General features: G+C 38.5%; 14 protein-coding genes. 7 read left to right on the forward strand and 7 right to left on the reverse strand.

What is annotated here, in order from left to right; all coding sequences use genetic code 11:
- Positions 1-41: 41 nt before the first annotated feature.
- The 5 genes from serA to metK form a co-directional block, all read right to left on the reverse strand.
- Positions 42-1,271, reverse strand: a complete 1,230-nt coding sequence (gene serA, locus GQR54_RS11655; RefSeq protein WP_166377776.1) for a phosphoglycerate dehydrogenase — start codon at positions 1,269-1,271, stop codon at positions 42-44.
- A 9-nt stretch (positions 1,272-1,280) separates the two neighbouring features.
- Positions 1,281-1,934 (reverse strand): ribose-5-phosphate isomerase RpiA, encoded by a 654-nt coding sequence (gene rpiA, locus GQR54_RS11660; protein ID WP_024591469.1) that lies wholly within the window; start codon positions 1,932-1,934, stop codon positions 1,281-1,283.
- Between the two features lie 53 nt (positions 1,935-1,987).
- A complete protein-coding gene (locus GQR54_RS11665; RefSeq protein ID WP_010554418.1) occupies positions 1,988-2,584 on the reverse strand; it encodes a 5-formyltetrahydrofolate cyclo-ligase in 597 nt (198 codons plus the stop codon).
- A gap of 18 nt (positions 2,585-2,602) precedes the next feature.
- A complete protein-coding gene (locus GQR54_RS11670; protein WP_166377778.1) occupies positions 2,603-3,151 on the reverse strand; it encodes a hypothetical protein in 549 nt (182 codons plus the stop codon).
- Positions 3,152-3,326: 175 nt separating this feature from the next.
- The gene (gene metK / locus GQR54_RS11675) at positions 3,327-4,478 is read right to left on the reverse strand and encodes a methionine adenosyltransferase (RefSeq protein ID WP_007584761.1); all 1,152 of its coding nucleotides are present in this window, start codon (positions 4,476-4,478) and stop codon (positions 3,327-3,329) included.
- A 304-nt stretch (positions 4,479-4,782) separates the two neighbouring features.
- On the opposite strand from metK, the gene tkt reads away from it, so the two are divergent.
- The 5 genes from tkt (at position 4,783) to GQR54_RS11700 (ending at position 10,440) form a co-directional block, all read left to right on the forward strand.
- Positions 4,783-6,774: a transketolase gene (gene tkt / locus GQR54_RS11680; protein WP_165728435.1), complete on the forward strand. Its 1,992-nt coding sequence runs from the start codon at positions 4,783-4,785 to the stop codon at positions 6,772-6,774.
- Positions 6,775-7,184: 410 nt separating this feature from the next.
- On the forward strand, positions 7,185-8,090 hold the full coding sequence (locus GQR54_RS11685) for a hypothetical protein (protein WP_166377780.1): 906 nt from the start codon (positions 7,185-7,187) through the stop codon (positions 8,088-8,090).
- A gap of 153 nt (positions 8,091-8,243) precedes the next feature.
- The gene (locus tag GQR54_RS11690; protein WP_002958974.1) at positions 8,244-8,558 is read left to right on the forward strand and encodes a pyrimidine/purine nucleoside phosphorylase; all 315 of its coding nucleotides are present in this window, start codon (positions 8,244-8,246) and stop codon (positions 8,556-8,558) included.
- Between the two features lie 187 nt (positions 8,559-8,745).
- Positions 8,746-9,102 (forward strand): ribosome-associated translation inhibitor RaiA, encoded by a 357-nt coding sequence (raiA, locus tag GQR54_RS11695; protein ID WP_007376058.1) that lies wholly within the window; start codon positions 8,746-8,748, stop codon positions 9,100-9,102.
- Between the two features lie 162 nt (positions 9,103-9,264).
- Positions 9,265-10,440, forward strand: a complete 1,176-nt coding sequence (locus tag GQR54_RS11700; RefSeq protein WP_197160841.1) for a divalent metal cation transporter — start codon at positions 9,265-9,267, stop codon at positions 10,438-10,440.
- A 15-nt stretch (positions 10,441-10,455) separates the two neighbouring features.
- Here GQR54_RS11700 and GQR54_RS11705 read toward each other — a convergent pair whose 3' ends face one another.
- Positions 10,456-11,235, reverse strand: coding sequence for a hypothetical protein (locus tag GQR54_RS11705; protein WP_166377784.1), 780 nt, complete (start codon positions 11,233-11,235; stop codon positions 10,456-10,458).
- Positions 11,236-11,853: 618 nt separating this feature from the next.
- Here GQR54_RS11705 and GQR54_RS11710 point away from each other — a divergent pair.
- Both GQR54_RS11710 and GQR54_RS11715 read left to right on the forward strand, forming a co-directional pair.
- A complete protein-coding gene (locus GQR54_RS11710) occupies positions 11,854-12,309 on the forward strand; it encodes a GNAT family N-acetyltransferase (protein ID WP_166377786.1) in 456 nt (151 codons plus the stop codon).
- A gap of 66 nt (positions 12,310-12,375) precedes the next feature.
- Positions 12,376-12,609: a hypothetical protein gene (locus GQR54_RS11715; protein ID WP_231611874.1), complete on the forward strand. Its 234-nt coding sequence runs from the start codon at positions 12,376-12,378 to the stop codon at positions 12,607-12,609.
- Positions 12,610-12,735: 126 nt separating this feature from the next.
- Here GQR54_RS11715 and GQR54_RS11720 read toward each other — a convergent pair whose 3' ends face one another.
- Complete coding sequence (locus GQR54_RS11720; RefSeq protein ID WP_166377788.1) at positions 12,736-14,178, reverse strand: hypothetical protein; 1,443 nt, start codon at positions 14,176-14,178, stop codon at positions 12,736-12,738.
- Between the last annotated feature and the right edge of the window lie 9 nt (positions 14,179-14,187).

The raw sequence follows: 14,187 nt of genomic DNA on the forward strand, positions 1-14,187 counted from the left end.
AAAGGGTCCATAAGGACCCTTCTTAATATCAAAAGTACTTATTAATGCAAAATACGTGCTCTAATTGTACCCTCAACAGCGCTTAGTTCTTTAAGTGCTACTTCAGATTGATCTGTATCTACATCAATAACTACATAACCAATAGATGCGTCTGTTTGTAGGTATTGCGCAGCAATGTTAATACCGTGCTGTGCAAACGCTTGGTTAATTTGCGTTAGTACACCAGGGCGGTTGTGGTGCACGTGTAATAAACGGCTACGATTAGCAAGCTCAGGCAGCGATACTTCAGGGAAGTTAACGGCAGTAATAGTTGAGCCATTATCTGAGTATTTAGCCAGTTTACCCGCTACTTCAATACCAATGTTTTCTTGTGCTTCTTGTGTAGAACCACCAATGTGCGGCGTTAAAATAACATTGTCGAATTGGCGCAGTGGCGATACAAATTCTTCATCGTTAGATTTTGGCTCAGTAGGGAACACATCGATTGCTGCACCACTTAGTTTTTTCTCTGTTAGTGCTTCTGCAAGTGCATCAATATCAACTACGGTACCGCGTGAAGCGTTGATCAAAATAGATCCCTGCTTCATAACAGCAAGTTCTGCTGTGCCAATTAGGTTTTTAGTTTGCGGTGTTTCTGGTACGTGTAAGCTAATAATATCAGAGCGTTGTAATAACTGAGTTAGGTTATGCACTTGTTTTGCATTACCAAGAGATAGCTTATCTTCGATATCGTAATATTCTACGTTCATACCAATGTTTTCAGCCATAATGCCTAGCTGAGTACCAATGTGACCGTAACCAATAATACCTAACGTTTTACCACGTGCTTCAAACGAACCATTTGCTGTTTTTAACCAGCCACCACGATGAGCCGCTGCATTACGCTCTGGAATACCGCGTAATAAAAGTAGGATTTCACCAAGTACAAGTTCAGCAACTGAACGAGTATTAGAAAATGGTGCGTTAAATACAGCAATACCGCGTTCGCGTGCTGCATCTAAATCAACTTGGTTTGTACCAATACAAAAACACCCAACAGCAACTAGCTTGTCAGCTGAGTCTAATACGGCTTGGTTAATATGAGTACGAGAACGAAGTCCTACAAAGTGAACATCTTTAATGCGCTCTTTTAATTCGTCCTCAGGTAAGGATGTTTTAACGTAGTCGATATTGCTGTAACCGTTACGTTTTAGCGTTTCAACAGCGCTTTGGTGAACACCTTCAAGCAAGAGAATTTTAATTTTGTCTTTTGCTAACGATACCTTACTCATAACCTCATCCTATTTAATTTGTGGCCCATTTTTAGTACCGATAATCACTTTATCAGCACCACGCATTGCAAATAGGCCGTTGGTAACTACGCCAACAATTGAATTTATTTGTGCTTCAAGTTGTTTAGCATTGGTAATTTTTAAGTTAAATACATCTAATATAACGTTACCGTTATCGGTAACTACGCCTTGTCGATAAACAGGGTCACCACCAAGCTTTAATAATTCTCGTGCAACGTAGCTGCGAGCCATTGGAATAACTTCTACCGGAAGCGGGAAGTCGCCTAATGTTTTTACTAATTTGGTGTCATCTACAATGCACACAAATTGTTTAGCTACAGCGGCTACTATTTTTTCGCGAGTAAGGGCTGCACCGCCACCTTTAATCATTTCGTTTTGATCGTTTATTTCGTCAGCGCCGTCAACGTATACATCTAAAGCAGCAACGTTATTAAGCTCAAATACTTCAATACCTAACGCTTGTAGGCGTGCGGTTGAGGCTTCTGAGCTTGATACAGCGCCTACAATAGTGTCCTTTACTGAGCCAAGGGCATCAATAAAGTGATTAACAGTAGAGCCTGTACCCACACCTACAATAGTGTTTTCTTTTACAAACTCGAGTGCTGCCCAAGCAGCTGCTTTTTTTAATTCATCTTGTGTCATTGCTTTGTGCTCATGTATGTCAGAAATATGCGGTTAGTAATCAAATTTAATTGTTACCAACAGTATGTTTTATCTGGGGTGATAATGGTTTTAAGTGGTACATCCCACGACTCGATTGGTAGGGCCTCAACTTTTTGGCATTCATGTGCAAGGCCAATTAGTTGTGGTTTTTGCCAATTTTGTTCATGTAAACGCGCCAATGTCCGGTCGTAAAACCCACCTCCCATTCCTAGGCGATTACCTTGTTTATCAAATGCAACTAATGGCATAAGGAGGTAATCAAGCACTGGTAATGGGCATATTTGAGAGCAGTTCAGCTTAGGCTCCAAGATACCATAGCGATTTGCTCTCATGGGTGAGTTTTTCTCATAGCGCTGAAATAGTAAATTAGCGCCATTGAATGGGTGTATTATAGGTAGGTAAACGGTATGGTTTAAACTCCATAATTCTTTAATTAACAATGAAGTGTCTAGCTCCCCATCGTTACTTAAGTAAATGGCAATATGCTTTGAATTCGTTGTTTTTTCGCTTTTTAAATGTTGAATAAAATTCATTTTTAGCGATTGCGCAGCAATTATTTGCTGATTATTTGACAAGTTTTTACGGGTGTTACGAATTTTTGCTCTTATTTTTGCGCGTTTATTGCTCATTAAATTAATTAACCATTCTTAAAAAGAGAATAAATCGGGAAAAATTAAAAAAACAGCCAGTACGACTAGCAAAATTGTGGCAGTTGCAATCAATGAATATAAAAGTAAGTTACTGCGTTTTTTAGGAGGCGCTAAATCATCATCTAGCATTAGATCGTCACCTTGCCATTCGTCAATACTTTCGTCTGGTGCTTTTAATTGAGCTTCAGGAAGGCGTTGCTCTAACTCGTCTAACTTTTCTTCAAGGCGAATTAAGCTGCTAGTGATGTAATCGAGTGCATCAAAAATACGTTCATCACGTTGATTGTTATTTGCAGCAGGGTTTGAGCCATTTTGAATGATGTTTGAAACAGCTTGAAGCTTACTTTTAATACCTAAGCTTGCTAGTAACTTAGCCTGTTTTAACGCTTTGTCTTTATCGCTTGGTGCAAACAGTGGCTTACCTTTAAAAAAAAGAGCTACTTTTTCATCTGACGTTTTTAATTTTACAGCTAAATTTGTACATGCTGTTTTTATGTCAACGTTATCGGCAAGTCCTGCAAATATAACGCGAAAGTTATCGGCCATTTAACTATCCCTAAAGCTTTTATAATGAAATGAGTATATACCTAAAGTACAAAAGAATTCGAGGTTGATTTAATAGTTATTTTGTAGACGCTCTACAAACAATATAACTCATAAGTTTTAGATGCAAAAACGGCCCTTAAAAGGGCCGTTTTTAATTTACTACAACAATTTTGGCTTAAAGACCGGCGGCTGCGCGAAGTGCGTCTGCTTTATCTGTACGTTCCCAAGGGAATTCGTCACGACCAAAGTGGCCGTAAGCCGCTGTAGGAAGGTAGATAGGGCGCTCTAAATCAAGCATTTGAATTAAGCCGTAAGGGCGTAGGTCAAAGTGTTCACGAATAAGCTCGATTAAACGGCTTTCTTCTAGCTTGCTTGTACCAAACGTTTCAACGCTGATAGAAGTAGGCTCTGCAACACCAATAGCGTAAGAAACTTGTAGCTCACACTTGTCAGCAAGACCAGCAGCAACAATGTTTTTAGCAACGTAACGTGCAGCGTATGCTGCTGAACGGTCAACTTTTGATGGATCTTTACCAGAGAATGCACCACCACCGTGACGAGCCATACCACCGTATGTATCTACAATAATTTTACGACCAGTTAAACCACAGTCACCCATTGGTCCGCCAATTACAAAGCGACCTGTTGGGTTAATGAAAAACTTAGTTGCACTTGTAATAAGTTCTGCAGGAAGTACCGGCTTGATGATTGTTTCCATCACAGCTTCTACTAAATCTTTTTGCGAAATGTCTTCGCTGTGCTGAGTAGAAAGTACAACAGCATCAATACCTACTGGCTTACCGTTTTCGTATGCAAAAGTAACTTGAGATTTTGCATCTGGACGTAACCAGTTAAGCTCGCCGCTTTTGCGTACTTGCGCTTGGCGCTGTACTAAACGGTGTGAGTAAGTAATTGGAGCAGGCATTAGTACTTCTGTTTCGTTACATGCGTAACCAAACATTAAGCCTTGGTCGCCAGCGCCTTGCTCTTCTGGGCTAGTACGGTCAACACCTTGGTTAATGTCTGGAGACTGTTTACCAATAGTGTTTAAAATTGCACATGAATCGGCATCAAAGCCCATGTCTGAATTTGTGTAGCCAATGTCACGAATTGTTTTACGTGTAATTTCTTCGATATCAACCCATGCGCTAGTAGTGATTTCACCACCAACCATAACCATACCGGTTTTTACGTAAGTTTCGCATGCAACACGGGCATGAGAGTCTTGCTCTAGGATAGCATCAAGTACCGCATCAGAGATTTGATCGGCGATTTTATCCGGATGACCTTCAGAAACTGATTCAGAAGTAAATAAATGTTTTGCCATTGTAATTCTGCTCACAAATATTGCGCTTCACAAACGTCGGTATTAGCGCTAAAAAATTAAGGGGCGTATTTTATCGAAAACAAAACACCTTGCATAGTGTTTTTACGCCTAGACGTCTAAATAAAATTACTAATAACTTTTTGGTCTTAAAAAATATTCATAATGCCTCACTTTTATAGGGTTTTTAATTGCACACAGCCCCCACAATAAGTAAGAATGGTCGGTATAAACGAACCCAAGTTACTTGGGTGCATAAACAAACACATAAATACCCGCGCAAATACACATAAAGGTAGGAGAATTCATGCCATCTCGCAAAGAACTTGCAAATGCTATTCGCGTCTTGTCAATGGACGCAGTACAAAAGGCCAAATCTGGTCACCCTGGAGCCCCTATGGGCATGGCTGATATCGCAGAAGTATTATGGCGCGATTATCTAAAACATAACCCAACGAATCCAGAGTGGGCTGACCGTGACAGATTTATTCTTTCAAACGGCCACGGTTCAATGCTTATCTATTCTCTATTGCACCTAAGTGGTTACGACTTACCACTGGACGAAATTAAAAACTTCCGTCAAATGCATTCTAAAACACCAGGTCACCCTGAATATGGCTATGCACCAGGAATTGAAACTACTACGGGTCCATTAGGTCAAGGGATCACAAATGCCGTAGGTATGGCAATTGCTGAAAAAGCGCTAGCTGCACAGTTTAACCGTGAAGGTCACGATATTGTTGATCACTTTACCTATGCATTTATGGGCGACGGTTGCCTTATGGAAGGTATTTCACATGAAGCAGGTTCACTTGCAGGCACATTAGGCCTTGGTAAACTTGTTGCGTTTTGGGATGACAACGGCATTTCAATCGATGGTGAAGTAGAAGGTTGGTTTACCGATGATACACCAGCGCGCTTTAAAGCGTACGGTTGGCATGTGATTAGTGGTGTTGATGGCCACGACAGCGATGCTGTAAGTGCTGCAATTGCAGAGGCTAAAAGTGTAACCGACAAGCCATCACTAATTTGTTGTAAAACAATTATTGGTTATGGTTCACCTAACAAATCAGGTAGCCACGATTGTCATGGTGCTCCACTAGGTGATGACGAAATTAAAGCGTCTCGCGAATTTTTAGGTTGGACTGGCGATGCGTTCGAAATTCCTGATGATATTTACGCACAATGGGATAGCAAAGAAAAAGGTCAACAGCTTGAATCAAGCTGGGACGAAAAATTTGCAGCATACGCAAAAGCATACCCAGAGCTTGCAGCTGAATACAAGCGTCGTATTAACAACGAACTGCCTGGCGATTGGGCTGAAAAATCTCAAGCGTATATTGAGCAATTACAAGCAAACCCAGCAAACCCAGCGTCTCGTAAAGCATCGCAAAATGCATTAAATGCGTTCGGTCCGTTATTACCAGAATTTATGGGTGGCTCAGCCGATTTAGCTGGCTCAAACTTAACAATTTGGGATGGCTCTAAAGGTTTAACACGCGATGATGCAAGCGGTAACTACATTTACTACGGTGTGCGTGAGTTTGGTATGTCGGCCATCATGAATGGTATTGCCCTTCATAAAGGCTTTATTCCTTACGGTGCTACGTTCTTAATGTTTGTTGAATACGCAAAAAATGCTGTACGTATGGCTGCATTAATGAAGCAACCAAGCATTTTTGTATACACGCACGATTCAATTGGTTTAGGTGAAGATGGTCCAACTCACCAACCAGTTGAGCAAATTGCAAGCATGCGTTTAACGCCTAACTTATACAACTGGCGCCCGTGTGACCAAGTTGAGTCGGCAATTGCATGGCAACAAGCTATTGAGCGTAAAGACGGCCCTACATCGCTTATCTTTACTCGCCAAGGTCTTGAGCAACAAGCACGTGACGCACAGCAATTAGCAGATGTTAAAAAGGGTGGTTACATCCTTAGCTGTGACGGCAATCCAGAGATTATCTTTATTGCGACGGGCTCTGAAGTGCAACTAGCACAAGATTCAGCAAGCGAACTACGCAGCCAAGGTAAAAAGGTACGTGTTGTATCTATGCCATGTACTGATGCCTTTGAAGATCAAAGCGCAGCATACAAAGAAAGCGTATTACCGGCATCTGTTTCACGTCGCGTAGCAGTAGAAGCTGGTATTGCTGACTACTGGTACAAGTACGTAGGCCTAAACGGCGCAGTAGTAGGTATGACTACCTTTGGTGAGTCAGCACCTGCAGGCGAGCTGTTTGAGCACTTTGGTTTTACAGTGGCAAACATTGTAAGCAAAGCAAACGAGCTTTTTTAATAGTATTTGATTAAATAAAGTAAGTAATTGAAAAGCCCGCACTGTGAAAAACAGCGCGGGCTTTTTTCGTAGGTTGGTTAGAGCGAAGCGAAACCCAACGAAGGGAATTTGAGCCGTCAGCTCTCAGTTTTAAGTCTGAGGCGCGGTACTAAGAAAAACCTTAGGAGAGTGCTTCAGCCCTTGTTATTCTTTGCGCTATATTTTCGTTTGTTTTTTAATTATTGTACGCGTGAAACTTGTTTTTCGCGTAGTATTTATAAGGCTTATGTTTTGTAATATTACTAACGCTTTTTCAGTATAGAGTAAGAAGTTTCATTTTGACCCTACATTTTAAGATTAGTTATATATGCGATTAAATGTATGCTTAAAACATTATTTATAATAAGTCTTTTATTTAGAGGATCGTCAAGGTGTATAAATATAAAAATAATCAACCCACGGTATGGTTTCATAAAGATAAAGCAAAATCTAACCAGAATTGTTTATATTGTGGTACATACATAGGAGTAGGGGCTGCAGTTGAATCTAACAGAGAGCACCTCATCGCAAGAAGTTTTGTTCCCAAAGGGTATTATAGTCCGACAGATTTTAACTTTATATTTCGCAGCTGTGTTAGTTGTAATAATAAAAAGTCTAATATCGAGCGTCATGTCTCCACTGTTACTCTTTTTAATAGTGATTCTAGAGAGTTAGATGAGGATATGAACCAAAATGCTTTAAGAAAGGCCAAGCACGATTATCACCCCGATACAAAAGGCAAATTAGTAATAGATTCAGATGGAGAAATAGAAAGTAGACTTATTTCGAACAAATTATCAGTTAAAGCAAAGCTTATTTACCCACCGCAGCTTAAAGAGGAGTTTGTATGTGAGCTTGCATTTAGGCACCTTCAAGGGGTGATGATGCTTTTAGCTGTAGATAACCCACTTATGAAAGGTAATATTAGACCAGTTTGCCACAAGCATTCCCACGTACTTGGAATTTACCCTAAAAACGACTGGGGAAACCCTGATTTTGAATATTTTCTAAGTTGCCGTAATAGTTGGCTAGAGCCTTGTAAAATTGATGTTGCAAAGGGACATTTTAAAATGAAACTTTATTTATCAAAAGGAGATGAGCCATTGTGGCTATGGGTATCTGAATGGAATAGATCTTATCGTGTAATGGGAATGTTATGTAGTTTAGAGCTTTTAGATGTGGTTATGAGGAATGCCCCTGAATCAGAGTTCGACTCTTGGGTTGGAGGGGCAAATAATGATGAAACTAGATTAGTGAAATTGACTCCATTATTGGGGGATGATTTAATTTTTACATGATATCTAGCCTTAAACCATTAGCGTGCTAAAGTACGACCTATAATGTAAGCCCGATTCCAAATGAGTAATTTTCACAGCACTTAACTTGCAAGGTTTTTGTGTATCAGGCACTGTTGGGTTAACAAAATCTTAAATTAATAGCAGGAGCTAAAAATGCCAAAGTTCGATAACGTAAGTGTAGTAAAAAAAGCCAATGTATATTTTGACGGAAAAGTATCAAGCCGTACCGTTATTTTAGGTGATGGCGAAGCGAAAACGTTAGGCTTTATGCAACCAGGTGAGTTTGTTTTTGATACAAACCAAAAAGAATGCATGGAGCTTTTAGCTGGCCAATGGGATATTTTATTACCAGGCGCGAGCGAATGGAAAACATTTAATGCAGGTGAATCGTTTAATGTAGATGCAAACGTAAGCTTTAAAGTAAAAGTATCTGACTTTGCTGATTACTGTTGTTCGTACACAGATTAATCAATCAGAGCTTAAATTAAGTAGACGTCTGAAAGCCCATGCAATGTGGGCTTTGCATAAACTTTGCGCAACACATGATTTAAATCACCAAAAGCCGTAAATAACCCTCAAATATCTCTCTTTTTTCCTTGTGTTAATCTAAATAGCCCCCAATACTAATTGTAGGTAACAAATAAAAGGATACCCTATGAAAATTAATCTTTCTGGTCACCATGTTGAAGTTACTGACTCTATTAGAGAGCACATCAACGAAAAATTTTCAAAAATCGAGAGCCATTTCCCATCGCTTATTGCGCTCGATATTATTTTGTCTAAAGAGCATCATAAGATCCAAGCTGAAATTAGCACAAATTACGAAGGCACGCGCATATCGGTAAAAGGGGAAAACGAAGTTATGTACCCAGCTATTGCAAGCGCAGCTAAAAAACTCGATGCGGCACTAAAACATCGAAAAGGGCAAATAAAAGCAAACTTACACGAAAAGCCTGTAAGCACGACACCTGAAATCGCACACGAGATCATCCAAGAGATGGATCTTAAATAAAAATTAGTCACAAAGTATTGTAAAAAAGAGCCGCCTGGCTCTTTTTTATTGCCTGTAATTTCTGTAAGTTAGAGGCTCACACACACTATTTTTGAGCAGTAAATGAACCAAGCAGTATCGAAATGGAAATCAAGCCTGAACGCGCTTGGCCCTGGGATTCTCATGGCAACAGCCGCTATTGGAGGTTCTCACTTAGTTGCCTCTACACAAGCTGGGGCAATATTTGGCTGGCAATTATTTTGGCTTATCCTCGTTGTTAATGTTTTAAAGTACCCGTTTTTTCGCTTTGGTATGGAATACACTCTCGCTACTAAAAATAGCCTAGTAGAGGGGTATAAAAGTAAAGGTCCGTTTTACTTTTATAGCTTTATTGGTTTAAACATTGTAGCCGCCGTTGTTAATACCGCCGGCGTATTACTGCTTACCGCAAGCTTACTGCATTACGCTCTACCTATTGTTATTGAAGTAACCTTACTTTGTTGGATGCTGCTAGGGGTATGTTTAGTTATATTACTACTTGGGCACTTTAAAGCGCTCGATAACGTTGCCAAAGGCATTATGGGGCTGCTTACACTTGCAACATTAATTGCTCTTGCTATAGCATTTAGTAACGGTCCAATGGCACCTGCTGACTATGTAGGGCCTTCACCGTACGAACTTGCAATGCTGAGTTTTATGGTGGCTTTAATGGGGTGGATGCCAGCGCCTATCGAAATATCTGCATTAAGTTCTTTATGGCTAAAAGAAAAACAAGCGCAGCAAACCGTCACTAAAAGCCAAGGCCTGTTCGATTTTAACGTAGGTTACTGGCTTACAGCCGGCTTAGCCTTGGTATTTTTTAGCTTAGGCGTATTAGTGCAATACGGGCAAACCAGCAGTATAGAACTCGGTGGTGTCGCGTTTGCCAAACAGCTTATTGATATGTACGCATTAACAATAGGCGAGTGGGCAAGGCCGCTGGTATCAGCAATCGCATTTTTATGTATGTTTGGCACCACATTAACTGTACTAGATGGTTACGCGCGTACTTTAAACGAATCGCATAAGTTACTTGGCTTTAAGCAATCGAAACACAGCTTAAATATTTGGCTAATACTACAAGCTCTTGCCGGTATGGCGGTTATTTTATTTTTTAAATCAGCCCTTGGCCCCATGCTTACCTTTGCGATGACGCTTTCATTTGTTACAACGCCTATTTTTGCATGGCTTAACTTTAGTCTTGTACGCTCAGAGCCAGCTATTAAGCACAGCGTGCTATTACGTAGTTTAACTTGGTTAGGCTTAGTGTACTTGGTTGGTTTTGCTTTAGCTTTTATAATTTGGAAGTTGGCAGCCTAATTAAAGATCGAAGCCCTATAACGGGCACTCTACTTTGTTATATTTATACTCAATAGGGAAAATCTGACCTTCTGCGGATTTTTTTATACTCTTATCGATACGTAAAATACTATTTTTAAAATCATCGACTAAACGATATCGCATTTCAGTCATTGAGTTTTCACCTAAAATGTATATTTCTTCTTGGCGGATCTCCCCTCCATCTGCAATAGTAAGTGTAGTGACAGCATTTACAGTATTTCCTCCAAGGCTGTTTAGTACTCCTTCAACAATACCTTCATACCCAACGCTGTATTCAACTGATTGGGAGTAACCTAACTTTGTCCCTGTTACTTTTGTACCGTAAATATCTAATTTTAATTCACGCGTTTCGGTAAAGCCTTCTTCACTACCCTCATATTTGTAACAAGCAATATTACCAAAATCCAGTTCGTCGTCAGAAATGTCATTCTCTATAGAAAACACAAACAGCTCACCTGTTTTTTTAACCTGGACACCGTAACGCGATGTTTCTGCAGTTGATACTAAGCTTGCTACAGTCACATCTTTGGTTTCTTTGTAAAATATACTTCCTGAGCCAAAACAAATGTTTGCCTCTGTTGTATCACAAGCTTCAATATTTGAATGATTTTCAATCTCTTTTGGAAGAGTGATATCATCCCAATTGTTAGCAAGTTTTTGTGTTGAAGTTTCGGATGCGCTATCTAATACAACTTTTGTCGAGTTGGAAGTGAAATAGTTGTAGCCAAAAAAAACGGCTAAAATGAGTGAAATAACAATAAAAATATTTTTCATAATGGATGAATTACAACAGCTTTAATCAAAAGTGCGTGAATTATAACGGTTTTAATCAAAAGTTCAATTTGGTAAAGATTACCCTTACTCACAATTGAAAACCACGTGTAAATAAGTTATTCAGTAGTGCGAACAAAAAAATACTCGCCCTCTGATTTGGGTAACGATCCGCTTTTTATCAGGTCGCTCATAAAACAAAAATAAACAAGACACCAACAAAACACCCACCCTAAATTTTGTTGTTAAGTATGTTTTATTAAGCATGTTCGCGAGGTAAACTCGCGCCTACAGGATTGGGGTTATATTTGTAGGCGCGGCTTTAAGCCGCGTTTTTGGTTTTTTTTTTACTACTCGCGAGGTAAAAAAATTAAGACAACACCTATCTTAATTGAGATAGCTTTGTTTGTTTAATTAAGGTGGATGTCTAGTTTGATTTAGCAATAAAACACAGCGTGTTATTACGTAGCTTAACGTGGTTAGGACTAGTGTATTTAGTAGGTTTTGCAGTAGCGTTTATAGTGTGGGAGCTAGCAGCCTAAATATAACCCCTTACTTTAGGGTTTTAATTAAAGCCCTAAAGCCCTCAAGCATTAAATTCTAGGATTAAACGAGGTATAAATGGATATTAGAACAGGTGAACTTTCAAACCCACACGTTATAAAGCTACTACAAGGGCATCATAACGATATGCTAAAACACTCACCTGCGGAGAGCGTACATGCACTGGATGTAACTAAACTTACTCAGCCCAATATAACCTTTTATAGCTTATGGATTGATAATAATTTAGCGGGTGTTGGTGCTTTAAAAGCACTAAATACAACGCATGGCGAAATTAAGTCAATGCGCACATCAAGCCGCTATTTACGCCAAGGCATAGCAGCTAAATTGCTCACCCATATAATTGAGCAATTCACACTGCGTGGTTATAAAAAGCTAAGTCTAGAAACCGGCACCGCAGAGGCATTTTTACCCGCACAAAAGCTTTATGCTCAATTTGGTTTTAAAAAATGCGAACCGTTTGGTGATTATGAGCTAGACCCGTACAGCTTGTTTATGAGTAAAGCGCTTTGAGTTGTATGCGTTCACCATTTACAGAAGAACAAAAAAGCAATATAAAGAGTTTTAGGAGATGATGTAATGAGCAAACGTGATTTATTTTCAGAATTAACTACAGCACTTGATGATGCGAAAACGCATTCACAAGGAGAGCCTACGTTACGTTCTCATACGGTAAATGATATCAACGACCTTGCTATCTCACCTAGTGAAATAGTAAATATTCGAGAAAAATCCTACATACATCAGCAAGAGCGATCGAAAATTGGGAACAATGGTGCAGTAGAATTAATTGGCAAGCCATCACGGATCTAACTTAGATGACAGAGTTAGTCGTTCGTTTATTTAATGACTTACTATGTTGGAGTGCTTATTATTTAGATCGGCCTAATAAAATGAAAAAGAAAGGCACTATTTCGTTATTTCAAAGATAAGTAATATCTATTTCCATATACATGTTAGTTTTTTCTCTGCTTCATTAAATGAATAAAACTCGGGATTTCTGATATTAATATTAACTCTAGTCAAACTTGTTAACTCTAAATCACACTTTAACAGTATGACTAGAGTTCTTTGCAGTATTTTCTCAAGGTGCTCAATGGCTAAAGTTAGTGGCTGTATAGCCTCTATTGGTAGTGACTCACCATGAGCCAATTTATTCCTAATTTTTGATAAGGGATAGTCGACTGGAGTAGTCTCATTTTGTGTAATTGGCCAAAGGTCATTTATTAAAATAGAGTTTTCTTGTATAAATTGAGTTAAAGCATCATTAAAAGATATTTTATTTAGTTCAAGTATTTTATTTTTTATGTGGATTTTTTTCTGATTATCCTGCTCTGGAAAAAACTTATCTATTTCGTTAGTAAGTATTTTCTTTAATGGGCGAAATTTACTTCTAGATAAATTCAAATTACTTTTAGTTGATGTTACAAGAGCTTCAAAGCTAGAGAAAAGATATAGGAATCGACTTTCAATAGACGGATTTTCTGTGGGTAACGTGGCATGTAATGCCGATATAATGTTCTGCTTTGAATCGGAAGTTTGGAGCTGAGTATATGCTTCCTGTACAAATCCCTCAAAGTCTTGGTTATGTATTATACCTGAATAAGCCATTAAACTATTCTCAGTATCAGGTTTGGTAATATTCCCCCGATAATACTTTAATTGAAGGTATTTAGATGTTACTTCCAAACCGTAACAAATAGTTCTTTGCCTAGAGAAGAAAGAGCTAAGTAGTAATATTTCATCGAGTGATTGTAGTAGAGTATTTTTTATTGTTTCTAAATTGCTAGCTTTCAAATCAACATCAGACAAAGCTACTAAATAACTTTTTCTAAGTAAATTACCGTTATTACAATTAATAAATTTAAACTTTGAGTCAAAAATCATTCTAAATTTGTCGGTAAGTACAAACTCTTTTAGCTTACTTTTTTTTATACTTACACTTCCATCATTATTCGTATTTGAAATTACTATAGGGGAAAGGTGGGTATTATTACTTATCATAAATATATAACTTTGGTAGTCATGTTTTATCTTTTGTTCTATTAAATTTATGATTTCTAGTTCATACAGTTCAAATGTTACTGGGTGCTTGAAGTCGCTTATTTGAGGTAATAATGAATCTGAATTTACTCTTACAATTGTTTTTGCTTTAATCTTATAAGTTTGAAATTGGTCAAAGCTATACTCGCCTTCTAAATGCTCAGCAATACTAAAACTATTTACTTCAAGAAGGTTCATTACAGCAAAAGGCCTTTCGCTATAGTCATTGGAAGCATAAATTTTACAAGGAATATTTTTAAATTCGTCATTACCAACTTTAATACTGACAAGTAACTCATAGAAAGTTGTATTTTTTGAAGTGGAAAAAGTATTCGACATATTAAACTC

The organism is Pseudoalteromonas sp. Z9A4 (assembly GCF_011378845.1).
GTDB classification, from domain to species: Bacteria; Pseudomonadota; Gammaproteobacteria; order Enterobacterales; family Alteromonadaceae; genus Pseudoalteromonas; species Pseudoalteromonas arctica.